Here is a 21,934-nt window from a genome sequence, read left to right as displayed (position 1 = left end):
CTTTCGAAATCCTGTAACAAAACATTAGTAGATCAGATATTTTTGGATCAGCTTATTTGCGGAAGATTCCGATTCCGCGTAAGAAGCCTTAAATTCATCGTAGGTCTTACCCGCATCCACAGACTCTCTGAATTTTTCGGTACCCCAAAGAAAATCTATATTATGCGATCCGTCCGCGTATTGTCTCCATTTGAAATCCTTATATTTCTTTTTCATAATGGACGTCAGGTTATACGCCATTCTGATCGGATCGTATTTTCGGTTGACTACCGTTAAACGCAGACCTCTGCAGATCTCTCCCTTAAACGGTCCGAAGGTAGGTTTAAAAAATACACTTTGGTAATAATAATCTCCCTTACTGTCCTCGTTCAATTCGGAGATAATTTCTTCCGGTTCATTCATCCAAGGAGCGCCGAAATATACGAATGGAGCCTGGGTACCTCTTCCTACGGAAACATTCACTCCTTCTAATAATACCAGACCAAGATAATTCCGCGCAGAATCCAGCATCGGTAGATTCGGAGAAGGTGTGGACCAAGGGATACCTTCTTTTTCCCAATCGAATCCTCTTTTTAGATTTTCGGGAGAGATAATATTTAGTTTTACTCTCCCGCCCAGATATTCTCCGTTATAGAATGCAGCCGCTTCTCCCAGAGTCATCCCTGTGAAAAATAGAGAGGGAAATTCTCCCGCGAAGTTAAGGAACTTCTTTTGGATACCTTCTCCCCTTGCGCCTAAATATAATGCCGGGTTTGGATGATCTAAGAGGATAAACTTCGTGTTTGGATCGGGCAAATTATCCATCAAACGTTTCAAAACGCTTAGGTAGGTATAACAACGCATCCCCATGTCGACTACGTCGAAGACTACTGCATCCGCACCCTTTAAGATCGCAGGGATCTCTGAGTTTTTAACTTTATAAATATGATAGATAGGGAGTTGAAAAGTTTCATCCATTGTGACAGGAGACTTACTAAAGTCCTCTTCCAATCCTAAAAACCCGTGTTCAAGCCCGATCAGATGTTTGATCTTTACTTTTTTATCCTTAAACTCTTTTATAATCTTCTCAGGATATCTTCCTATACCGGATGGATTGGTAACGAGCACAACGGATTTACCGGAAAGACTAGGAAGTACTTGCTCGTAGAAGGAAACTTCGGCTGGAATAATTTTGGATTTAGAAATATGACTTCGGGATGACGCTTCTACGCAGGAGCCTGAGGAAATTGTCAGAAAAAAAATGAGTAAAGTTAGGATTTTTTTGTTTCTTTCTTTGAACCGCATGTAAGATACCTTATTTGTTCAGTAAATAGACAGAATTCAATACATCAAGGAGAAAAAGGAAGCGATATGGCAAAGCTGCCCATCCTGCGGATTACCGCTCTCACACTGATTTTAGGTTTCGCTTTTGCATGCGCAACGGGTGACGGATCCCGACGCAAGAAAAAAGAAGAATTCACTAGAGAAGGAAATACCATCACCGTGATCGGAGAGGCTCCGATCTATAACGGAGATATAGCGAACGCAAAACAAAGAGCGATCAAAGACGCAAAAGTTAATGCGGTACGTAAAGTAGTTGGTGAAGAAATTTCCAACAAAAGCCAAGCTTCCGATGGAGAAAGTTTAGGCTCTAGTTTACTTTCCAAAACGGATGCATTCGTAAAATCGTACGATATCGTTTCCGAAGACCAAGGTAAGATCGATACTCAACCGATCTTAAAACTTACAGTTCGTTGCACCATCGAAGAATCTAAACTTTCCACCGCGGTCGAAGGTCTTCTTGCAGATGTTGGAAATCCAAGAATTGTAGTTTTAGTTCCTTCTAAAGTTGGAGGGGCACCGGTTGCTCCTTTAAGCAATGGTAATATTGCGGAAGCTGAGATCATCAAAGGTTTAAAAAAAGCAGGCAACAAGATCGTAGATCCGGGAACTGCTTCTAAAACGGTTAAACCTTCCGGTTTGAATGCGGAAGCAGTCAACTCTCTGGATGCCGGAGCTGCGATACTCATCCAAGCTCAAGCTTCCGGAGCAGAAGTGCTGGTAGTTGGTTCCGTAGAGACAGAAGACCAAGCGCCTGTAACTGCTATCGGCGGAAAACAATTGGATAGACCTTTATTCAATACTGCTGCCACCGGTCCTTATAAAGTGATCCTGCTTTGGGGGGATGGAAAAATTGTAGCATCCGGAAACGGAGACGCTCGTGGAGCGGATATCACACAAAAAGTTTCCAGAGAAAAAGCGCTTGCAGGTTGGGCAGAAGACGTTACCAAAAAAGTAAACAAACAACTCAAAGAGGAATGGTTTAATCTCACCGAGAACAATACCATCATTCTCAAGTTTACCGGATTGGATGCGGACGAATCCACTAAGTTCAAAGATGATCTGGCAGAATTGACCGCTGCAAAAGACATCAATGTTAGAACTAGCAACGTAAGCGGTTCCGAGTGGGAAGTTACTTACCCAGGAAAAGACGCACTGTTTATGGACGAATTAGTCTATAAAAAGGACAGAGGATTTTCTTTCTTAGCTACTAAGAAAATGAACGTTAAATCCGCTGCAAGAGGTGTGGTCACTTTGGAGTTCAGTCCGAATAAATAATCGATTTACCGATCAATCTAAAAGAAAAGCCGGCGAATTGCTCGTCGGCTTTTTACTTTTAAGGCTTACTTCTTAGCGGTAATTTTCAGTTTTTCACCGTAAGCAGTTTCATGTTTTGCGAATGTCTGCCAGAATTTAGGGACCAATTCCCTATAAAGTTTAGAGACAAGAATATCCAAATGAGTATGCCAGCCTGAAGAAACCATAAGTTTACCGAATTCATCCGTCAGTTTATAATGTCTCAAGGTAAGAAGAACATCTTCTCCCTTTTCTTCTAGCTCGAAACGAACTTCCGAATTAGGATGCCAAGTAAAACTTAAAAGACGAGGAGCTTCGATTGCTGTGATCGTTTCTACTCCGCTAATACCGTTTTCCATCGCCTTGAATCGATCCGGATATGTTTTTTCCTCCGAAAGAGAGGAATGTAAAAAATTCAGTTCTACTTTTCCACCCACCTTCAGCTCCATAGTTCCCTTTGCAAGCCAGGTGCCTCGCTTTTCGGAATCGACAAGATATTCCCAAACAGTCTCGATCGGACCCGGTAGTAACCTTTGGAAACGAACTTCTGACTCGGAAGTAAAGGTCCCATACGTTTTGTTTACAGTTAGATCTTTCATTACGATCTTCTCCCCTTTCTCATTTTATTGGCTTTTAATTCCTTTTCCAGAAGATCGAGTCTTCCTTCCCAGAAAGATTTCGCTCTATCCAGCCAGTCTTGGATCTCTTTCCAACCTTTGTAATCCAATGAGTGGATCCTTCTTTGCCCATCCACTCTTGTTTGGATTAGATTACATTCTCTCAAAACCTTAAAATGTTGGGAAATCGCGGCGGAACTTATATCAAAATGTCCTGCAATTTCTCCGGCTCCCATTTCCCCATCGAACAAGAGTTCTAAAATTTTGCGCCTGGTTGGGTCCGCAATCGCATCTAAAGCCTTCATTAGCATATATTTAAGTAAAGACTTAATTAAGTCAACACTTAATTATATCTTTTCCCCGAAAAGTGGAGGTCCGAAAATCAAAAGTAAGCGATAAAAAACCGAGAATTTTTTTAGGAACGAAACGTTTAGAAAAAAAAGGAAAAGACGAATATAGAATTAACCGACGGTTTTTCGGGAAATGAAGAATGAATATTATAAATTCCTGACAAACTCGCGAATTTACGGATTTAAAAGAAAAAAACCACCGGAGGATTTCCCGTCCGGTGGTGCCTGTTCCCGAAAACTACATTTGAAGAAGTTTGAGGACCGAATTCGGTTTAAGATTTGCTTGCACTAACATCGCCGTACCACTCTGCACGAGTATTTGTTTAGTAGTTAGAGCAACCATCTCCTCCGCCATATCGGCGTCACGAATTCTGGACTCGGAGGCCTGCATATTTTCGTATGCCGCCATGAGACCTTTTGCGGAATGTTCCAGCCTATTAAAATAAGCTCCCATATCCGCCCTCTGCTTCATGATCTTTCCGAGCGCAGCATCGGCTAGGCCGATCACTTCGTTCGCTTCCCCAGGAGAAGAAACCGCAATCGGTCTTCCGTCTGCCTTGGTCAGCTTTAAAGCTCGGGAAGTCATAGTTCCAATGAAGAACCTTTCCCTTTGGTTCTGGTTCGGTCCCATATGGAACCACATAGAAGCCCTTTTGGAACCTCTAGCGAAGTCTCCTTCGAACAATTTGAATCGATTGAACTCGGCTTGAGAAGCAATTCGATCCACTTCGTCGACTAAGGCGGAAACTTCCACCTGAACCAATTGTCTATCTTCGGGGCTGTAGATCCCATTCGAGGTTTGGATGGCCAAAACCCGGATCCTTTGGATGATATCCGAAGACTGTTGAAGGAATCCTTCCGCAGTCTGGATGAAACTCATCCCGTCTTCCGTATTTCTCTCCGCTTGTCTCAGTCCGTTGATCTGCGTTCTGAGTTTTTCGGAGACAGCCAAACCCGAAGCATCATCGCCGGCAGAATTGATCCGCATCCCGGACGACAAAGCTTTCATGGTTTTATCCACAGCTAGCTCGTTGAACTTCAGAGAGCGGTGTGAATTCACCGCACTCAGGTTGTGATTGATAATCATCCTACACTCCTTGTAGAGAGTTTCCGGAGGATCTCCCTATCCTCCGATCGGACATGACCTGTCCGGTGCTCCGGGATGGACCCGGTCGGACCACCCGACAGGTCATTCTCCCTTGGAGATTTAGGATATTTTTCAATCACGGCAAGAACGCCGACTAACGTCAGTGATCTTACAAAAGTACAATAAGCTTTAGGTTATTACTAACCCGGTTTTCGTTTCCTCGGAATTCCTCCTTGGAAAAGGAACCGGAAAAAAATTGGGGAAAGAAGAAGACTAGACCCGACGTTTTTCCTGTACCTTTTCGTTATAGTCCGCAAAGCGGGCTTCATAAGCCGGAGCTTGCGACGGCAATTAGGTCCCTAGACGACGATAGCCGCATCTGCGGCTTCGGAGTTCTACAGAAAAGAAGTTCCCGGTGCGGGAGCATCACTGCTCCCGCTGCCGGAAAGTCCTAATTACCTAAGTAACTGGAGGACAGACTGAGGTCTTACGTTAGCTTGTGCTAACATTGCAGTACCGGACTGAACCAAGATCTGGTTCTTAGTGAACGATACAGTTTCCTCTGCCATATCCGCGTCCCTGATTCTCGACTCTGAAGCTTGGATGTTCTCGTAAGCTACCATCAGACCTTTAGAGGCATGCTCTAGTCTGTTATAGTAAGCTCCAAGATTTGCTCTTTGTTTGTTGATTTTCATTAAAGCATCGTCAAGAAAGCCGATTGCTTCGTTTGAAAGTTCAGCAGTAGAAAGAGTCAAAAGTGTTCCATCAGACTTGATCAAATTCAGAGCCTTAGCGGTCATAGTTGCGATATAGACACGTTCCCTCTGGTGCTGGTTCGGTCCGATGTGGAACCACATAGAAGCAGTTCTTGATCCACGAGCGAAATCGCCTTGGAGCAATGCCATCTTGTTAAACTCTGCTTGGGAGGAAATGCGATCAATTTCGTCTATAAGCTGAGAAACTTCTACTTGGATCATCTGACGGTCTTCTGCACCGTAGATTCCGTTGGAAGATTGGATTGCAAGTACACGGATCCTTTGGATGATATCATTCGTTTCCTGGAGATATCCTTCCGTTGTTTGGATCAGGGACATGCCGTCCTCAGTGTTTCTCTCCGCTTGGCGAAGTCCTTTCACCTGAGTTCTCATTTTTTCGGAAACGGCTAGACCGGATGCATCATCCCCGGCGCGGTTGATACGCATACCGGAAGAAAGAGCCTCCATGTTTTTCGCCACTTCGTTGTTCTGGAACTTCAGAACGCGGTGGGAGTTAATCGCGGCTAAGTTATGGTTAATGATCATTTGTTTCCTCCTTGAAACTGATCATGAGCCCGGCATCCGTGCCGGGATCTTGTGCTGGTTTGGTTTTGGTCTTTTTTTCTATCTATTTAAATGAAGGCTGAATTCTGGGAAAGACCTAGAATTCAGGGTTTCCTTCAGATATATCTTCGGTGAAGCAGATGTCCTAGATTAATTTTAACGAAAATGAAGTTTTTCGTTAAAATTAGCGGTTTTTTATTGTTTTTTAGCGATTTTTAAAGAAATGAAGGAAATGGATTTGGAGAAATTTTAGAAAAAATTTTCCTTTTTTGGGCTCATCTAAAAGTTCGAACGAATCGGAAATTTCCATAAGCATTTTTTTGGAAAAAGTCACTCCCCTTCTCTGCAGGCGGGTTTTTTCAAAAATTTTCGAAATCAGTTTGCATATCCTAGTTCTATGAAGATAGTTTGCGATTGTTTTCGTATTTCCTAAAGTACTATGAGCCAACCTAAAACAAAAAAAGAAACAGAAGATCTATTAGAATTATACAGACAAATGCTTCTCATCCGCCGCTTCGAAGAAGCTTCCGCAAAGGCCTATAGCATGGGCAAAATCGGCGGCTTCTGCCATTTATACATCGGTCAAGAAGCAGTGGGCGTAGGGGCCATCTCCGCTCTAGAACAAAAAGATTATATAGTTTCCACCTACCGAGATCATGGCCATGCGCTTGCCAGAGGTCTAGAACCAAAAGCGCTTATGGCGGAATTATTCGGCAAAAAAACAGGGATCGTATCGGGCAATGGCGGCTCCATGCACTTTTTCGATAAGAGTAAAAACTTCATGGGGGGACACGGCATCGTAGGAGGGCATATTTCTCTGGCGGCCGGGATCGCATACGCTTCCAAGTATCGCGGAGACGGCGCTGTGACGTTATGTTTTTTCGGAGAAGGTGCTGCAAACATCGGCTCCTTCCATGAAGGGATGAACTTAGCGGCGATCTGGAAACTTCCTTTAGTCATGATCTGCGAGAACAATCACTACGCGATGGGAACTCCGGAATATAGAGCGCTTTCCGTCAAAGACGTTTCCGTAAGAGCGGTCGCCTATGATATCGCAAGAGATCATATAGAAGGGGACGAGGTCCGTAAAGTCAGAGAACACGTACGAGTCGCGGTGGAAAGAGCAAGACGAGGAGAAGGCCCTACCCTTATGGAAATTTCCACCTACAGATTCAGAGGTCACTCTATGTCGGACCCTGCTAAGTATAGGACCAAAGAAGAATTAGAAAAATATAAACAAGGTGATCCTCTCATCAAAGCGGAAAAGGATCTACTCGCGGCGGGCTGGGCCCAAGAAGAACTCACAAAAATGGATGAGATCATCCTCAAAACGGTCGAAGAATCGGTGGACTTCGCGGAAAAGAGCGAAGAACCTCCTCTTGGTTGGCTGTACAAGCATGTTTATGCGGAGAACGTTTAATGGCAGTACTCACTTATAGAGAAGCCCTCAATCGAGCCATGACGGAAGAAATGGAGAAAGATCCGAATATCTTTCTCATGGGAGAAGAAGTAGGACATTACGAAGGAGCCTATAAAGTTTCCCAAGGTATGCTCGCTAAGTTCGGGGAAAGAAGAGTGATAGACACTCCAATTTCCGAGAACGGTTTTGCAGGAGTCGGAATAGGAGCCGCTATGGTAGGACTTAGGCCTATCATAGAATTTATGACCTGGAACTTCTCTCTAGTTGCAATCGATCAGATCATCAACTCCGCTGCCAAAATGAATTATATGAGTGCGGGGCAATTTCCGATCCCGATCGTTTTCAGAGGAGCCGGAGGTGCGGGTGGAAGACTTGCCGCTCAACATTCCCAATCCTTCGAGAGTTGGTATGCACATATCCCAGGACTTAAAGTCCTCGCCCCCTACACTCCTTCGGATGCGTACGGCCTACTAAAAACTTCCATCCGAGACAATAACCCGACTATCTTTATAGAAAGCGAGGTATTGTACGGTTCCAAAGGAGAAGTGCCGGAAGGAGAATTCTTGATACCGATGGGAAAATCGGATATCAAAAGAGAAGGAACACAGCTCACCATCATCAGTTGGTCCAGAGCGCTCATGTATGTCCTTCCTGCGGCGGAAAAACTGGCAAAAGAAGGAATTTCCGTCGAAGTTTTGGATCTAAGAAGTATAAGACCTTTGGACGAGGAAGGGATTTTGGCTTCTGTTAGAAAAACAAACAAGGCTCTCATAGTGGAAGAAGGTTGGAATGTGGCGGGATTCGGCGCGCAAGTGGCGTATCTTATCCAAAAAGAAGCTTTCGATTATCTGGATTCTCCGATCGAACGGATCACTCAGGAAGACGTACCAATGCCTTATGCGGCCAACCTGGAAAAATCCTCCCTCCCGAGTGAAGAGAAAATTATCAAAAAAGTCAGAGAAATGATCAAGTAAATCATAATATTCGTATATTATTATATTATAAATAGGAAAAATAAATGGCAAAAATTTCCGAAATGACCCAACTATCCCCGACCATGTCGGAAGGTGTTTTGGTAAAATGGCTAAAGAAGAAGGGGGATTCCGTCGCTCCGGGGGAAATATTAGCCGAGGTGGAAACCGATAAAGCGGTCATGGAAATGGAAGCGTTCGATTCCGGGGTAATTTTGGAAATTTTAGCCCAGGAAGGCGCCAAGCTCCCGGTCGGTGCCCCTGTCGCTATCATTGGAAAAGCGGGTGAAGATATCACTTCCCTACTTTCGGAGGCAAAATCCAGATCAGCCGCCTCCGGGACTTCTACCCCGGCCACTCCGCCCCCTGCATCCGAGCCTGTGCAAGCCAGCTCTAACTCGCCTTCTCCAAGTCCAGCGCCGAAAAAACAGGAAAATGTAGGTTCTTCGACGATTTCCGAGTCCGAACTGGAAGAAGAAGCTCCTTCTCCTAAGGAAAGTCCAATCTCCAGGGGACTTTCTCCTTCTGCATTAGAAGGAAGAATAAAGGCTTCTCCTCTAGCGAAACGAATGGCTGAGGAAAGCGGGATCGATCTTTCCAAGATCAGAGGGACAGGGCCGGATGGACGGATTATCAAACGGGATATTGAAAACGGGATCTCTGCATTCACAAAGAGTGTAACTTCTCCATTTACCGGAGAAATATTACAAGAAGAGAAACTTCCTATCTCCGGAATGAGAAAGACGATCGCTTCTCGCTTGGTCCATTCTAAAACGCACCAACCTCATTTCTATTTGGATATGGAAATTGATGCCGACGCACTCGTACAATTGAGAGAAAATTTCAACTCCGACTTAATACAATCGGGAGAAGAGATCAAAGTTAGCATAAACGACTTTATCATAAAAGCTTCTGCACTTGCTCTCTTAAAAGTTCCGGAAGTAAATTCCTCCTGGAGAGAAGATCATATCTTAAAACACGGAAGAGTGGATGTGGGAGTTGCGGTTTCTATCGAAGGAGGGCTCATCACTCCTTACGTGAGAAACGCAGACAAAAGGTCGGTATTGGAAATCGGAAGAACGGTAAAAGAGCTTGCTTCCCGTGCAAGGGAACGAAAACTCAAACCGGAAGAGTTTTCGGACGGAACCTTCACTGTTTCCAATTTAGGAATGTTCGGAGTGAATCGGTTTGCGGCGGTAATCAACGAACCTGAGGCAGCAATCCTCGCAGTTGGAAACGTGGTATCCAAACCGGTAATCAAAAACGGAAACATTGTCCCCGGAAAAACTCTTTCAGTCTGCCTTTCCTGCGATCATAGAGTGGTAGACGGTGCGGTGGGAGCCGGTTGGTTGGAAGTGTTTCGGAATTTTCTGGAACATCCTCTTCGGTTACTTGCCTGATTTCTTTGTGGGCTAAGAAGCAGTGGATCAAGATTCCAATCTTAAAACAAGAGACCTAAAAGTAAAAAAAGCTGCGATGCTACTTCTGTCCTTAGACAAGGAGGCGGCCGCCAAAGCATTAGCCCAACTGGATGAAAAATTAATTGAAGAGATCGTCCAGGAAATGGCAAAGATCAAAACGATCAGCAAGTCCGAAAAAGAAGAAGTTCTCTTAGACTTTCAAGGTTCCTTAAAAGATCTTGCGGCAGAATCCAGAGGTGGGATCGAAACTGCCAGAGAATTATTGCAAAAGTCCTTAGGTAAAGAAAAATCCGAAAACATATTAGGAAAACTGGATAGAAAGGACACTGAGGAAGATTTTTCCTTCTTAAACGATGCAGAACCCCAGACGCTCGCTCACCTTCTCGCTCCGGAACATACACAAACGATCGCAGTCACACTTGCATTTTTACATCCCAAAAAAGCCGCAGAAACACTTAAGTTTTTACCTAAAGAACTCCAGAGCAAAGTAGCGCTTAGACTTGCCAATACCACCAAAACCCATCCGGATGCGATCCGTCAGATCGCAAAAGTCCTGAAGAAAAAGTACGAGCAAAGAGACAAATCCGAATTCAGCGAAGCAGGAGGAGCGGAAGCGCTCGCCAATATTCTGAATCATATGGATAAATCTTTAGAAGAGACCATCCTTAAAGAACTGGAAGAGCAGTCTCCGGAACTCGCTTCTCAGGTCCGGGAGAAGTTATACACTTTCGAAGATGTACTTCTACTCAACTCCAAGGAAATGAGGTTAATCATCAACCGGATAGGAGACGACGATCTGATCGCGATCGCACTCAGAGGAGCTTCCGACCAGATCAAGTCTCATTTCTTCGAAGCAATGTCAAAAAATCGAGCCAACGATATTTTAGAAAGTATGGATATCCGAGGAAAAGTGACCCTAAAAGAGATCACTGACGCAAGAAACAGCATTCTTACCGCATTGCGTGATTTGGAAGAGATCGGAGAAATTATAATTAAAAAAGACTCGGAAGAGTTTATTTAAGACCAAAGAGAGTCAGTTGTTTTTATTTTTTCTGTGATTATTTGCGACCTTCGGGCCTAGCTTCAGCGCGATCTTCGATCGCTTTATGAGGTTGGTCTTCAGTAAGTGTGAATTTGGAGTTTGGAAATTTCTCACGAAATTTCACGTACGGGAGCTGACGGGACTCGCCGTTACGCAGTTTGCCATCCTGGCAAACTTGGCTCCACGGCGTCTTTTGCGCTCGCTTCGACATCCTGTCTCGCGTCGCAATTGTTTACGCTCCCTATGGGTCGCTACAATTGCTATCGCGCAAAAGCTTCGAGTCAAGTTATAGAATAAAGGGGAAATTCCGGAGCTGACGGGACTCGAACCCGCGACATCCTGCGTGACAGGCAGGCACTCTAACCAGCTGAGCTACAGCTCCTTTTATGAAGAACATAATTTCTGAGTGAGCCTGGGGGTCAATTCGTTTATCTGAAAAAGGGATGAATTTTTAAGTCCCTTCCATAGACTTTCCAATAGCGGAGTTTTTCCGACTTACGGCTTTATTAAATGCTTCACGAAAAAAGACCAAAGGATCTACTCGAAGAGAGAGTATTTACTCTTTCTAATTTTTTATCAGTCTCCAGAGTTTTACTACTTCCTTTTTTTATTCAATTCACCCGAAAACATATCGAGTCTCCTCGAAATAGCGAATATTTATTTTTAGCAATTGGGACCTGTATTCTCGCAGTACTCACAGATTTTCTAGACGGGTTTCTTGCCCGCCTACTCTCCCAAGAATCCGTCTTGGGAAAATATCTGGATCCGATCTGTGATAAGTTCGTTACGATCGGCGGACTTTCGGTCATCGTTCATTATTATCAGTTTCCTCTATGGATACTTATCATTTACATCCTGAGAGAAATTTTAGGAGTTTGGTTGGGTGGATTCCTATATTTAAAAAGAGGGATCCAAGGAAAACCGAATTGGTGGGGTAAGATTGGAGTGGGTCTTGTTGCGGCCGCAGTCTTATGGTACATGACCTTACCTCTCATCGGTCCCACATTACCAGAAAATCATTTCTTTCAACATCCGGAATATTCAGGTTACGTTTTGGTTTTGATCTTAAGTATTGGAGTCATAGCTTATTCCAAGAGATATTGGAATATAGTGTTCCATCCGGAAAGATTCATCCTGGATCCAGAAGATAAAAAACAGAAAAAAAAGTACGAACTGGTCTGATCCCTAGTCCAGTTTGAATTTCCTTGACACCGGAGCCTCCTCACCCATCCTGTCAATCGCGACCGCTCGGGTGGTGGAATTGGTAGACACGCAAGCTTGAGGTGCTTGTGCCGGTTCGGTGTAGGGGTTCGAGTCCCCTCTCGAGCATCGTCCTACCTGGCTCACATTCCTCCATTTCGAAAAACCAACCCTCGGTAAAATTATGACATCGGGTGCTCTCTCCGTTAAAGATTTCTTAGACAAAGCCAAACTTGTTTCTTACGGCTTTTTCGGATTATTGATCCTTTTTCTGATCTTGTTCTTCTCCGCTCCTTTTCTTTTAATTTCAAAAGCGGATCCCAAAAAATCGGACGCAATTATTTTAGAAGCCATAGAAACCGGTAAAAAAGATAAATTCAAACAAGCGGCTGCCTTATGGAAGAAGGGCTTGGCTCCTGTGATCCTGATCCTTCATTCTCCTCCCAACCAAGATTCCGATTTGGGGTTAGTAGGAGATCCTACGGCTTCTCTGCAAACTTATCTGGTTTCCTTGGGGGTAGAAGAGACAAAGATCTTAGTTTATACCGTAGACGCAGGTCCTCAGGAATTCCCTAAAACTCTGTTAAAGATCGCATTGGATCGTCAGTGGAAAACTTTTCTTTTGATAGGAAAAGAATACGATTCCGCAACCTTGTTAAAATTATATAGGAACGTGTTGGAACCGGCGGGAATTTATATAGCGGTCTCCAAAGTGAGTGAAGGTATCGGATCCTGGGATTGGTTTACAAAACCGAAAAGCCTGGAATCCATCCTAGGAAGACTCTCGAAACATTTATATCTGATACTATTAGGAAATTAGAATGTCCCAAGACTTAAAAGAAACAAACGAACTCATCCAACAAAGAATCGAGAAGATCAAGCACCTAAAGGAGAAGGGTGTAGATCCCTACCCGATCCGATTTTTTCCTGATTCGGATTCCGCGGCTTTGATCGATCTGTATTCTAAAACTCCTACAGGTCCGGAGAAAAAATTTCTCTTAGGTGGACGTCTTCATTCCAAACGTGTGATGGGAAAAGCGAGTTTCGCTCATTTAAAAGATAAATCCGGAGTCATCCAACTGTATGCAACCAGAGACGATCTGGGAGAAGAGAACTATACTCTTTTCAAAAGTTTGGACTTGGGGGATCTGATCGGGATAGAAGGTTATCTTTTCCAAACACAAAAGGGCGAGACCACTCTTCATTTAACTTCCGTTACCTTACTTGCAAAATGTGTTCGCCCTCTTCCCGTTGTTAAGGAGAAAGACGGAGTGATTTACGACGCATTCGCCGACGTAGAACAAAGATACAGAATGCGTTATGTGGACTTGGTAGTAAACGATCATGTAAGGGATACATTTATAACTCGCAGTAGGATCGTATCCGAGATTCGTAATTTTCTAACTTCCGAAGGATTTCTGGAAGTGGAAACTCCGATGATGCAACCGATCGCGGGAGGTGCGGCAGCTAGACCGTTTGTCACCCACCACAATACTTTGGATATGCAATTATTCTTAAGGATCGCACCTGAATTATATCTAAAACGTCTGATCGTAGGCGGATTAGATAGAGTTTTCGAATTGAACCGAAACTTTAGGAACGAAGGAATTTCAACCAAACATAATCCTGAATTCACCATGCTCGAGGCGTATATGGCTTATGGGGATATGGGGAAAATGTTGGAATTGACCGAAAAACTCATCATTACTGTTGCCCAAAAGATCTGCGGAACTCTTAAAATTAAATACGGAAACGATCTAGTCGATCTTAGTCCGCCTTGGAGAAGGGTAAAATACGTGGATATTATCAAAGAATATTCAGGGATCGATTTCTCTCAGGTAAAAACTCTAGAAGAAGCAAAAGAAAAAGCAAGCTCGGTAAAAGTAGACGCAAGCAAATGTACTTCTATCTGGAGAGTTGCCGATGAAGTATTCTCCGAAAAAGCGGAAGCAAATCTGATCCAGCCTGTATTCGTGACGGATTATCCAAAAGAACTTTCTCCGTTGGCAAAATCGAATCCGTCCAATCCGGATTATGTGGAAAGATTCGAGCCTTATATAGTAGGAAGAGAGATCGGGAATGCATTCTCCGAGTTAAACGATCCGTTCGATCAGAAGGAAAGATTCGAAGATCAGGTAAAACAAAGAGAAGCAGGAGACGACGAGGCATTCATGATGGACGAGGATTATATCCGAGCGCTTGAATATGGAATGCCGCCGACGGGAGGTCTCGGGATCGGAATAGATCGTTTGGTGATGTTACTCACGAATTCTCATTCTATCCGAGATACCATTTTATTCCCTCTTATGAGACCGGAATAAAATATCTTCATCCCAAAGCCCGAATATAACTTTCTCAGGCTGAACGATCCCTATTCCTGCTTGGAGGATTATTCACCCAAGCGAATTTCGGGTGATAGATCTTAATGATTTGTGATCGTTAATTTCGCCTGTGTATCCAACTTTTCCTTTAGGTCCTTCAATAAGGATTTCAAACTTTCCGTATTGGAAGAACTTAAAGTATATGTGCTTGTATTCTCCCGAGAAGAGAAGCTGAATTGAATTTCTTTTGCAGAGAGCAATTTGTCGGCCACATCAGTAGGAAGAATGGACACTACACGAACCGTATCCCCGTAATCGGTAGAAGTTTTTCTGAGATTATGCCATGTTTGGTCCAACTTCACAGAGATCCCGATCGGAAAACTTTCCTCAAAAGAGCTCATATAATATTCCAAGAAGATCGGCTTCTCTCCCGTCTTATTCACCAAGATCCCTTTAAAATTCAAAGAACCGGGTTTTCCCACGCTGCAAAAAATTGCTCCCGGGCAGACGGGACCACTTCTGAAAAGAGTCTGCTCGACCACCGGTTCCGGAAGGACTTGGACCCGAGCGGAGCAGGAATTCAGAACAACGGCAAAAAATACGATGATGGAAGAAACTTGTAAAAAAGAGAAATTGCTACGGATCATTAAAAATTGGTCTCCGGGTGGGTTTCCATTCCATTCTTCTCACGATCCCCCAAAGGTGAAGTAAAAAATCCGTTTTCAGAGAAGCCAAGGATACGTTCTATGGCAATAGAACTATGATTTCCTACCCGAAAGAAAAGATAAACGTCCTCCTTTTAGAGAATGTTCACCAAGACGCATTCCAACTCTTTCAAAAAGACGGTTTTAATGTCCGCCTTCTCCCCCAGGCCCTGGGCGAAGACGAACTTTCGAAAGAAATCGAGAACATTCATGTTCTGGGGATCCGAAGTAAAACCAATCTAACCGCGCCAGTTTTAGCTAAAGCGAAACGACTTCTGACCGTGGGTTGTTTCTGTATCGGGACAAACCAAGTGGATTTGGCGGAAGCGGAGAAGAAAGGAATTCCAGTTTTCAACGCACCTTATTCTAATACCCGATCCGTTGCGGAGCTTGTAATTGCAGAAATCGTAATGTTAGCGAGAAGGGTTCCCGACCATATTCGAAATACTCACGCAGGTATCTGGAATAAAATTTCTAAGAACTGTTTCGAGGTCCGTGGAAAGACCCTGGGGATCGTAGGTTACGGTCATATCGGCAGCCAAGTCTCCGTGCTCGCAGAAGCAATGGGTCTAAAAGTGGTCTATTACGATACTCAAACTGTTCTTCCTTTGGGAAATGCTACCCCTCTAAATTCTTATGAAGAACTCCTTTCCGTTTCCGATTTTGTTACCTTCCATGTTCCTGAACTTCCCGAAACGATGAATTTATATGCAGCGAAGGAAATCAAGGCAACAAAAAAAGGAGCCTATATCATCAATCTTTCCAGAGGAAAGGTTGTGGATCTGGAAGCTTTGGCTGAGGCGATCCAGTCAGGCCATATCGCTGGCGCCGGAGTGGATGTTTTTCCACAAGAGCCCGAATCCAATAGCGACCCATTCATCACTCCTTTACAAAATCTGCAAAATGTAATATTGACCCCTCATATCGGAGGTTCTACGGAAGAGGCTCAGAGGAATATTGGAACGGAAGTTGCTTCTAAACTTTTGAAGTTTGTAAACAATGGTTCCACTACTTTTGCGGTCAATTTCCCGAATCTGGAATTGAATCCGATCCCTCAGGGAATGTATAGAATTCTAAATGTTCACAAAAATCAACCTGGATTCTTGAAGGATATCAACAGTATGGTTTCGGAGATCGGAGCAAATATCAGTTCCCAACATTTAGGAACCAGTGCGGAAATCGGCTACCTCTCCATGGTAATCAATATGAGTGTTGGAGACGAGCTGAAAGAAAGAATAGAAAAACATCCAGGTTCTCTCAAGACCAGAATTCTTTACTAAAGCTTTTGATCAGACTAAAAACTTCAGTTTATATTCTCTAGGAGAAATGATTTCGATTTTCTGAAACTGTTTTAATTTCAGAAGATCGGAATCTCCGCTTAAGATCCAATCCGCTTTTGCAAATACGTCAATACGAAGAATATTATCATCGTCCGGATCTATACAAATCTTTGGAGAAGGACCATTCGGTTGGTAGACACTCGCCCCTCCCCTTAGATGATCCAAAACTTCTAAAATTTCACTTTCTTTGATCTTAAATTTGCGGGAACATACTTCTCTGAATTCTTTCAAGATCCATTCGGATAATATAATCTCATGGTTCAACCAAACATGGTCGAACACCTCTGCCGTATAACCTTGGAACAAATAACTGGAAAGAAGTACGTTCGTATCTAGAACGATTTTCAAGAGATATCTTTATAGATATCTTCCTCGCTGAGATATCCCGCTTTTTCAGCGTAATTTTTTAGGTTTTTACGAAACCGTTTTGCTTCGGTTAAAAAGAAATATTGTTTCAGTGCCTTTTGGACCACTTCACTTTTGGAAACTTTTTGTCTACGTGCGCTTTTAAGTAACATAGATTCCAATTCCTCATCTAAACTAACCGAGACCACTTTTCTCATCTCAGACACCTGTATTACATTGTAACACAGACGAAAGGCAAGAAAAGAACAAAAGGAAGATAGGAAAAGTCATTCCGGAGCAATAAATTTCCAATTCGCTTAATAAATTAGCAAGATAGAAGAATATTCAGGATACGGCTCTAAGATCTGCCATGTAGTAGCTTCGACAAAACAGAAGGATCCGAAGCCGGAATCCTCAAAAGATCCCACTCCCCTTCTGCTATATCTTGCAGCGCGTTCGCTATATTAGAAAGTGACGTAATATTTTAGTGCAATGCACGATTTTCTTTTTGTCCGGGGCCAAATATAGGATTACTGGTATAGAATTTGCTTTAAATAGTAAAATCGCCGCTCTGACCGATTTTTTCAGATCGTAAAAGGATCTTAATCGGAACGTAAGCGACTGAATCTATATTCTTTCAGAAACAGGGAGGAAAACCGCCATGAGATATAATAGAATCCCCTCCACACTTAATGTAGGCTTTCAGGTCTTGGAAAGTTCTAAGCTGAGAATTGCTGAAAACGTGCTAGTAGGAATCGTGCATAGAACGGAAGTCCCTTTAGAGCCTGGGACCAACCTGGCTCTAAAAGTTGGAACGATTAGTATCTCCGGTTCCATCGATATCCCGATGAAAGTGATCAAATGCGACCGTGTTTCCGATGCGGAATACGATGTGTTCTTGAATTACACGGAAAAGGATTTTGATAAGATCAAGGAGATCGAGGAACTGATCCAGACCTTAGCTTAAGGTCTTATAAACAAACACCGGGTATCCCCGGTGTCGTTTTGATCATCTTGAAGGGATTCGTCACTTTGGTTAGGCGACGAATAGATCCGCTTTTTGGATCATGGTAAGAGAAATTTTACTTGGATTTGTTTTTTGTGGAAAATAGACGATCTCTTCGCCTACAAGTCTTCTGTTTTTATCCAATTCGATGATAGAACCGTCTTTTAAATGTAGAATAATGTCTATCCCTCTGTAATTTACGTATCTTTCCATCTGCTCTTTAAATTTGCTGCTTACCATGTTCGCCCCTAACTACAAAACGTTGGAGGAAAACTATTCCGGTATGATAAAAGTACAAGTTTTTTTTGAAAATACCCAGGAAATTTTTTTATGTCACGCGATTTTTCGTACTAAACATACGTGAGTGGATAATACGTTATCCGACACAGATTCATACGCAAGGCCTGTTTACTTCAAATTTGTTACGTAGAATTCCTCGAGCATCGTCTCGAGAAGTTCGGGACGATCATGATGCATATTGTGGCCCGCATCTTCTATTTCAATATATTTTAAATTTCTAATATGCGAGAATACTTCCTTACTATCGTCCAAGGCAAGATGTGTCTTTTGTCCATAAACTACCAGAACATTACATGATATGGTTTCCCAGAGATGTCGAGTAAATTGGGGGCTTAAAAAAACAGGAGGACCGTTTTTGTAAGAAGGATCGCTCTTCCACATATAACCTCCCTCTTCTGCGGGTCTCGTTAAAGTTTCCGTAATCTTTAAAAGTCTTTCTTTAGGAAGTCTCGGATAGATGGGTGCGAGTCGGGCTGCCGCATCTTCCACCGATCTGAAATTTTTTTGGCGTTTCCTATCTTTTCCAGCGAGGCTTAATTCCCAATTTTCCAGCCAGCCGAGGAATCTTCTTCTTTCTTTTTCCGGATCTTGGAGGGAACTAAATCCCTCCAGACACACAAGACTTTCGACTCTTTCCGGGTATAGACCGGCAATCCTTGATCCAAGGCCTCCTCCCATGGAATGGCCGAGTATATGGAATTTTTCAGGAAGAAATTTTTGGATGAACGTTTTTGTATCCACCAAAGGAAGCATAAAATGATAAAAACCTTCTCGTAACCATTCTGAATCCCCATGCCCTCTATAGTCGAAACGGTATAAGTCGAAATGTTTGGATAAATATTCTTCCTGAAACAAAAAGGTTTGAGAAGAATCCATAAATCCATGAAGAAGAAGTAAGGCTCTCCCCTTTCCATTGTCTCTTTTTGTATAATGAAGTTTATATCCGCCGGATTCGAAAAATCCGCTTTCTTGTTTTTTGTTCTGAAGATCCGAAACTTCCATTAGGTCATGATGCCGGGAAAACGGAACTTGAAAACAATTCCTTTACGTTTTCCTGCATTTCCGGAAGAGAAAGTTTCTTAATTTGTTCGAGGTCCCAACTTTCTTCACTTTCAAATAAATTCAAAAGTGTTTCCAAGTAGGAGATTATACCGGCAATTTGTATTTCTCCGTTTAGGGAAAGTTCTCCCGTTTCGGAAAGTTTTATGAATTTCTCTTTGGATTTCTCGGCCTGCATTTTAGATCCGCGTATATTTGGTTTTTTGAAAACCTTATTCAAGGAAATTGCAAGTTGGATCCATCCGTGTAAAAGGTATTTTCTGCTTCCGGTCTCCTTCTTCCATTGGAATTCGAATACCTCGTGTAATTCGAAATATCGTCCTTTTAAATAGAGCTTTCTTCCTTCTGCCCATGCGTAGTCGAAACTGGAATCTGGGTCTCCTTGTTTCACTTTTTCTAATATGGAAAGTATTTCAGAATCGAATTCCATTTTCTCCCCATTCGGATCCTGGGATCTCCGGTAGTTGTTTTTTGAAGATGGGAAGAATATCCCGTACGTATTTTCTTTTTCGCATTCCGAGTAACACGGTTCCTTTTTCCAAAAGGGAAGCCAAATGGAATACCATGAGTGAAGACAAACTTTCCGGAGCATCTCCGTTTGGATGATATTTTGAAACCAAACTTTCGTATAGTCCGGAAAGGTTTTCAGAAGAGCGGATCTGTATATGTTCTTCTAATAATGGAAGTGCGGTGTTTAAGACTCTTAAATATTCTTCCGCGGATTCTTTTCCTTTTTCTGAATATATTTCGTCAATGACTACTCGCAAGCTAGGGATCCAGGATTTTTGGAGAAGGACTTGGAATTGTTCTTCGGAGCGAACCTTCTCCCCATAGGTTTGCCAGAGCTTGGAAAGTGAATTCCGGTTCGGATTTGGAGAAAGTGATTCCAAAAGAGAGGATTCGAGTTCTAGGATTTGTAGTAACTTCGACAGGTCCGGAGTTTGGTTCTGGGGAGTATAAGAAAGTCGGACCATCCCTTTTCCTGCTCGGAAGGAGTTGAGAGGTCGGTTGATGAGAGGTAGAAGGTCGAAGTACCTACAGATTTCGAGTAGAGTCCGACCTTCCGACCGATTTCGAAGGAATCCGTCTTCGTACCAATTCCCAGGGAACTGGACCACTGCGAATCCGTTTTGTTTCCCAGCAACCTTCTCAGCAATTTGTAGGCACTTCGACAAAGACGTATGCGTATATTCCGATTCCGGCACAGGAAAGGTATTACTGGAAATTCCATAAAATTGGATTTTTCCTTCTTTTCTGGCCTTCTCTAAAAACCGAAAGGCCTCTTTGATCCTGCGATAGTATTCCGCATGCGCTTCTTCCTTGAGAACTTTGTTCTTTTCGGAGTGGCTTAGAAAATATTCCGGATTATGTAATAGGAATGCATCGATGGTGGAAACTCCCAGACGCTTTCTGGATCTTTCCAATTGGTCTTCTAAAAATTCCGGAGAGATACAATGATAGCAGCCGGGTTGGTAATAGGTGATTTCCGGAAAAGGATCCTTCTCCTTTTCTCTGGACTCCACAAGTTTCATATTCCTTCCTTGGATATACCCGGCTTTGGTGACTAAAAAAATTTCCTTTCGGTGCAGATGCCTTTTTTTGAAATTTTCATCCAGGACCTTACCGACTAAACTTTCTGCCTCTCCATCTCCGTAGTTGGCCGATATATCGATCACATTGACTCCGGAATGTAGGGCAAGCTGAAGAGCTTCCTTATGCTCCGGATCTTCCAGTCCAATCCGATATCCGCCGAACGCAATTCGGGAAAGTTTGAGTTCTCGGAAGAGAAAATAACCAGTCCCTTCTCCCTTTTTTCCCGGGGAGAATTTTTCCTTTCGGCCCTCGTAAATGGGCTCCCTATATAAAGACTGAAATGGATCCTTCGAAATCATTTGCGTTTTTTTGAATTTTCGCGCCGCACTAAATGAGACCAAGTCTAAAAATTCCTCCGCGAATGTCCATTTTTTGTCTTTTGGTTTAAAAGTGCTTTTCGTCTAGACCTTATTTTTTATCCTACTTTGTAGAGGGATTCTAAATTCGATCTTTCGCTTTTTCGATCCCTTCCTCAAACAAATCGATGACTTCTTCCCATGATCCTCACAGGAGATTTTGAATGGATTTTCAAGCTGGATATCTAAGGTCGTCCATCGGTAGAAAAACTATCGTTGCGATTACCGGAATCATTCTCTTCGGCTTTGTATTTATACACATGCTGGGGAACCTCCAGATCTTCCAAGAACCGGATAAGATTAACACCTATGCTGAGTTCTTACAAAGTTTAGGCGGACTACTATGGCTTGCCCGCGGAATTCTTTTGGTAGCGTTCGTATTACACGTTTACTACGCCCTCAAACTGTCTTTGGAAAATAAGAAGGCAAGGCCTGTAGGTTATGTAAAAGAAAGTACGATCCAAGCAACCGTGTCTTCCCGTTATATGGCTTTGACAGGTTCCGTATTATTAGCTTTCGTAATATACCATTTGCTTCATTTTACCCTAGGTAAGATCCAGCCGGAAAACTTCGCTCTCCAAGAAACCATTGGTGACAAACAAAGACATGATGTTTACTCCATGGTGATCTTAGGATTTAAGAACATCTATGTTTCTATTTCCTATATCGTAGCGATGACTTTGCTTGCATTCCATCTTCGTCACGGAGTTACGAGTGTTTTCCAAACTCTCGGTTTGAACACTCCGTTCTGGGCGCCAAAGACGAACGCATTTGCGATCCTCTACGCTTTGACCATCTTCATCGGCAATACTTCCATGCCGGTTGCTATTCTTCTCAACTTCGTGAAAGTTCCAGGAGCGCAATAAT

The 21,934-nt window shown here is 43.1% G+C and carries 23 protein-coding genes and 2 tRNA genes; 12 read left to right on the top strand and 13 right to left on the bottom strand.

The annotated features are described in order from the left end of the window. Nucleotides 1-24 precede the first annotated feature (24 nt). A complete protein-coding gene (locus AB3N61_RS07765) occupies nt 25-1,284 on the bottom strand; it encodes an exo-beta-N-acetylmuramidase NamZ domain-containing protein (protein ID WP_020768311.1) in 1,260 nt (419 codons plus the stop codon). A gap of 66 nt (nt 1,285-1,350) precedes the next feature. Between AB3N61_RS07765 and AB3N61_RS07760 the strand changes: the two genes are divergently transcribed. Then, the gene (locus tag AB3N61_RS07760) at nt 1,351-2,598 is read left to right on the top strand and encodes a lipoprotein LipL46 (RefSeq protein WP_367898961.1); all 1,248 of its coding nucleotides are present in this window, start codon (nt 1,351-1,353) and stop codon (nt 2,596-2,598) included. Nucleotides 2,599-2,663: 65 nt separating this feature from the next. Here the strand turns inward: AB3N61_RS07760 and AB3N61_RS07755 are convergent, their stop codons facing one another. The 4 genes from AB3N61_RS07755 to AB3N61_RS07740 all read right to left on the bottom strand — a co-directional run bounded on the left by AB3N61_RS07755 (nt 2,664) and on the right by AB3N61_RS07740 (nt 5,971). Then, complete coding sequence (locus tag AB3N61_RS07755) at nt 2,664-3,215, bottom strand: SRPBCC family protein (RefSeq protein WP_367898960.1); 552 nt, start codon at nt 3,213-3,215, stop codon at nt 2,664-2,666. After that, nucleotides 3,215-3,538 (bottom strand): ArsR/SmtB family transcription factor, encoded by a 324-nt coding sequence (locus AB3N61_RS07750; protein ID WP_036088682.1) that lies wholly within the window; start codon nt 3,536-3,538, stop codon nt 3,215-3,217. The genes AB3N61_RS07755 and AB3N61_RS07750 overlap by 1 nt, the downstream gene beginning before the upstream one ends. A 283-nt stretch (nt 3,539-3,821) precedes the next feature. Further along, on the bottom strand, nt 3,822-4,670 hold the full coding sequence (locus AB3N61_RS07745) for a flagellin (RefSeq protein WP_008590488.1): 849 nt from the start codon (nt 4,668-4,670) through the stop codon (nt 3,822-3,824). Between the two features lie 455 nt (nt 4,671-5,125). Then, nucleotides 5,126-5,971: a flagellin gene (locus AB3N61_RS07740; RefSeq protein ID WP_036088678.1), complete on the bottom strand. Its 846-nt coding sequence runs from the start codon at nt 5,969-5,971 to the stop codon at nt 5,126-5,128. Nucleotides 5,972-6,428: 457 nt separating this feature from the next. Between AB3N61_RS07740 and pdhA the strand changes: the two genes are divergently transcribed. The 4 genes from pdhA (at nt 6,429) to fliG (ending at nt 10,822) form a co-directional block, all read left to right on the top strand. Next, a complete protein-coding gene (pdhA, locus tag AB3N61_RS07735; RefSeq protein ID WP_020768095.1) occupies nt 6,429-7,409 on the top strand; it encodes a pyruvate dehydrogenase (acetyl-transferring) E1 component subunit alpha in 981 nt (326 codons plus the stop codon). After that, complete coding sequence (locus AB3N61_RS07730) at nt 7,409-8,383, top strand: pyruvate dehydrogenase complex E1 component subunit beta (protein ID WP_020768314.1); 975 nt, start codon at nt 7,409-7,411, stop codon at nt 8,381-8,383. Before pdhA ends, AB3N61_RS07730 begins: the two co-directional genes overlap by 1 nt. A gap of 44 nt (nt 8,384-8,427) precedes the next feature. Beyond that, nucleotides 8,428-9,780, top strand: a complete 1,353-nt coding sequence (locus tag AB3N61_RS07725; protein ID WP_367898959.1) for a pyruvate dehydrogenase complex dihydrolipoamide acetyltransferase — start codon at nt 8,428-8,430, stop codon at nt 9,778-9,780. A gap of 76 nt (nt 9,781-9,856) precedes the next feature. Beyond that, on the top strand, nt 9,857-10,822 hold the full coding sequence (fliG, locus tag AB3N61_RS07720; protein ID WP_412758406.1) for a flagellar motor switch protein FliG: 966 nt from the start codon (nt 9,857-9,859) through the stop codon (nt 10,820-10,822). 329 nt (nt 10,823-11,151) lie between these two features. Here the strand turns inward: fliG and AB3N61_RS07715 are convergent. Next, nucleotides 11,152-11,225, bottom strand: a tRNA-Asp gene (locus AB3N61_RS07715). Nucleotides 11,226-11,353: 128 nt separating this feature from the next. On the opposite strand from AB3N61_RS07715, the gene AB3N61_RS07710 reads away from it, so the two are divergent. The 4 genes from AB3N61_RS07710 to lysS all read left to right on the top strand — a co-directional run bounded on the left by AB3N61_RS07710 (nt 11,354) and on the right by lysS (nt 14,364). Next, nucleotides 11,354-12,025, top strand: coding sequence for a CDP-alcohol phosphatidyltransferase family protein (locus AB3N61_RS07710; RefSeq protein ID WP_020768051.1), 672 nt, complete (start codon nt 11,354-11,356; stop codon nt 12,023-12,025). 64 nt (nt 12,026-12,089) lie between these two features. Then, nucleotides 12,090-12,172, top strand: a tRNA-Leu gene (locus AB3N61_RS07705). A 55-nt stretch (nt 12,173-12,227) separates the two neighbouring features. Continuing rightward, complete coding sequence (locus AB3N61_RS07700; RefSeq protein ID WP_020768049.1) at nt 12,228-12,863, top strand: hypothetical protein; 636 nt, start codon at nt 12,228-12,230, stop codon at nt 12,861-12,863. 1 nt (nt 12,864) lies between these two features. Beyond that, entirely contained in the window at nt 12,865-14,364 is a 1,500-nt protein-coding gene (gene lysS, locus AB3N61_RS07695; RefSeq protein WP_020768400.1) for a lysine--tRNA ligase, read from the top strand. A 101-nt stretch (nt 14,365-14,465) separates the two neighbouring features. On the opposite strand, the gene AB3N61_RS07690 is transcribed toward lysS, so the two are convergent. Continuing rightward, a complete protein-coding gene (locus AB3N61_RS07690; RefSeq protein WP_020768333.1) occupies nt 14,466-15,011 on the bottom strand; it encodes a hypothetical protein in 546 nt (181 codons plus the stop codon). Between the two features lie 113 nt (nt 15,012-15,124). Between AB3N61_RS07690 and serA the strand changes: the two genes are divergently transcribed. Then, nucleotides 15,125-16,348 (top strand): phosphoglycerate dehydrogenase, encoded by a 1,224-nt coding sequence (gene serA, locus AB3N61_RS07685; protein ID WP_367898958.1) that lies wholly within the window; start codon nt 15,125-15,127, stop codon nt 16,346-16,348. 9 nt (nt 16,349-16,357) lie between these two features. Here serA and AB3N61_RS07680 read toward each other — a convergent pair whose 3' ends face one another. Next, nucleotides 16,358-16,756, bottom strand: coding sequence for a putative toxin-antitoxin system toxin component, PIN family (locus AB3N61_RS07680; protein ID WP_367898957.1), 399 nt, complete (start codon nt 16,754-16,756; stop codon nt 16,358-16,360). After that, nucleotides 16,753-16,971: an antitoxin gene (locus tag AB3N61_RS07675; protein ID WP_367898956.1), complete on the bottom strand. Its 219-nt coding sequence runs from the start codon at nt 16,969-16,971 to the stop codon at nt 16,753-16,755. The genes AB3N61_RS07680 and AB3N61_RS07675 overlap by 4 nt, the downstream gene beginning before the upstream one ends. 443 nt (nt 16,972-17,414) lie before the next feature. Between AB3N61_RS07675 and AB3N61_RS07670 the strand changes: the two genes are divergently transcribed. After that, nucleotides 17,415-17,720: a hypothetical protein gene (locus AB3N61_RS07670; protein WP_020768298.1), complete on the top strand. Its 306-nt coding sequence runs from the start codon at nt 17,415-17,417 to the stop codon at nt 17,718-17,720. A 69-nt stretch (nt 17,721-17,789) separates the two neighbouring features. On the opposite strand, the gene AB3N61_RS07665 is transcribed toward AB3N61_RS07670, so the two are convergent. From AB3N61_RS07665 to AB3N61_RS07650, 4 genes are all read right to left on the bottom strand, one after another. Then, entirely contained in the window at nt 17,790-17,999 is a 210-nt protein-coding gene (locus tag AB3N61_RS07665) for a hypothetical protein (protein WP_020768242.1), read from the bottom strand. Nucleotides 18,000-18,167: 168 nt separating this feature from the next. Further along, the gene (locus AB3N61_RS07660) at nt 18,168-19,061 is read right to left on the bottom strand and encodes an alpha/beta fold hydrolase (protein ID WP_367898955.1); all 894 of its coding nucleotides are present in this window, start codon (nt 19,059-19,061) and stop codon (nt 18,168-18,170) included. Between the two features lie 4 nt (nt 19,062-19,065). Next, nucleotides 19,066-19,548 (bottom strand): DUF309 domain-containing protein, encoded by a 483-nt coding sequence (locus AB3N61_RS07655; RefSeq protein ID WP_367898954.1) that lies wholly within the window; start codon nt 19,546-19,548, stop codon nt 19,066-19,068. Continuing rightward, nucleotides 19,532-21,010 (bottom strand): aldo/keto reductase, encoded by a 1,479-nt coding sequence (locus tag AB3N61_RS07650; protein ID WP_367898953.1) that lies wholly within the window; start codon nt 21,008-21,010, stop codon nt 19,532-19,534. The genes AB3N61_RS07655 and AB3N61_RS07650 overlap by 17 nt, the downstream gene beginning before the upstream one ends. A gap of 221 nt (nt 21,011-21,231) precedes the next feature. Between AB3N61_RS07650 and AB3N61_RS07645 the strand changes: the two genes are divergently transcribed. Then, nucleotides 21,232-21,933 carry a succinate dehydrogenase cytochrome b subunit gene (locus tag AB3N61_RS07645; RefSeq protein WP_020768007.1) on the top strand — a complete coding sequence of 234 codons (702 nt, stop codon included), beginning with the start codon at nt 21,232-21,234 and terminating at the stop codon, nt 21,931-21,933. Nucleotide 21,934: the final 1 nt, after the last annotated feature.

It is taken from the genome of Leptospira sp. WS58.C1 (assembly GCF_040833995.1).
GTDB classification, from domain to species: domain Bacteria; phylum Spirochaetota; class Leptospiria; order Leptospirales; family Leptospiraceae; genus Leptospira_B; species Leptospira_B cinconiae.
This window is presented reverse-complemented; position numbering and strand designations above follow the sequence as displayed.

Bases quoted from the DNA above. Each gene is read 5' to 3' on its own strand.
- AB3N61_RS07675 (WP_367898956.1), bottom strand. From the start codon at position 16,971: ATGAGAAAAGTGGTCTCGGTTAGTTTAGATGAGGAATTGGAATCTATG.
- AB3N61_RS07650 (WP_367898953.1), bottom strand. From the start codon at position 21,010: ATGATTTCGAAGGATCCATTTCAGTCTTTATATAGGGAGCCCATTTAC.
- AB3N61_RS07645 (WP_020768007.1), top strand. From the start codon at position 21,232: ATGGATTTTCAAGCTGGATATCTAAGGTCGTCCATCGGTAGAAAAACT.
- AB3N61_RS07665 (WP_020768242.1), bottom strand. From the start codon at position 17,999: ATGGTAAGCAGCAAATTTAAAGAGCAGATGGAAAGATACGTAAATTAC.
- AB3N61_RS07710 (WP_020768051.1), top strand. From the start codon at position 11,354: ATGCTTCACGAAAAAAGACCAAAGGATCTACTCGAAGAGAGAGTATTT.
- AB3N61_RS07740 (WP_036088678.1), bottom strand. From the start codon at position 5,971: ATGATCATTAACCATAACTTAGCCGCGATTAACTCCCACCGCGTTCTG.
- AB3N61_RS07765 (WP_020768311.1), bottom strand. From the start codon at position 1,284: ATGCGGTTCAAAGAAAGAAACAAAAAAATCCTAACTTTACTCATTTTT.
- fliG (WP_412758406.1), top strand. From the start codon at position 9,857: ATGCTACTTCTGTCCTTAGACAAGGAGGCGGCCGCCAAAGCATTAGCC.
- pdhA (WP_020768095.1), top strand. From the start codon at position 6,429: ATGAGCCAACCTAAAACAAAAAAAGAAACAGAAGATCTATTAGAATTA.
- AB3N61_RS07760 (WP_367898961.1), top strand. From the start codon at position 1,351: ATGGCAAAGCTGCCCATCCTGCGGATTACCGCTCTCACACTGATTTTA.
- AB3N61_RS07700 (WP_020768049.1), top strand. From the start codon at position 12,228: ATGACATCGGGTGCTCTCTCCGTTAAAGATTTCTTAGACAAAGCCAAA.
- lysS (WP_020768400.1), top strand. From the start codon at position 12,865: ATGTCCCAAGACTTAAAAGAAACAAACGAACTCATCCAACAAAGAATC.
- AB3N61_RS07745 (WP_008590488.1), bottom strand. From the start codon at position 4,670: ATGATTATCAATCACAACCTGAGTGCGGTGAATTCACACCGCTCTCTG.
- serA (WP_367898958.1), top strand. From the start codon at position 15,125: ATGATTTCCTACCCGAAAGAAAAGATAAACGTCCTCCTTTTAGAGAAT.
- AB3N61_RS07655 (WP_367898954.1), bottom strand. From the start codon at position 19,548: ATGGAATTCGATTCTGAAATACTTTCCATATTAGAAAAAGTGAAACAA.
- AB3N61_RS07730 (WP_020768314.1), top strand. From the start codon at position 7,409: ATGGCAGTACTCACTTATAGAGAAGCCCTCAATCGAGCCATGACGGAA.
- AB3N61_RS07660 (WP_367898955.1), bottom strand. From the start codon at position 19,061: ATGGAAGTTTCGGATCTTCAGAACAAAAAACAAGAAAGCGGATTTTTC.
- AB3N61_RS07750 (WP_036088682.1), bottom strand. From the start codon at position 3,538: ATGAAGGCTTTAGATGCGATTGCGGACCCAACCAGGCGCAAAATTTTA.
- AB3N61_RS07725 (WP_367898959.1), top strand. From the start codon at position 8,428: ATGGCAAAAATTTCCGAAATGACCCAACTATCCCCGACCATGTCGGAA.
- AB3N61_RS07755 (WP_367898960.1), bottom strand. From the start codon at position 3,215: ATGAAAGATCTAACTGTAAACAAAACGTATGGGACCTTTACTTCCGAG.
- AB3N61_RS07690 (WP_020768333.1), bottom strand. From the start codon at position 15,011: ATGATCCGTAGCAATTTCTCTTTTTTACAAGTTTCTTCCATCATCGTA.
- AB3N61_RS07670 (WP_020768298.1), top strand. From the start codon at position 17,415: ATGAGATATAATAGAATCCCCTCCACACTTAATGTAGGCTTTCAGGTC.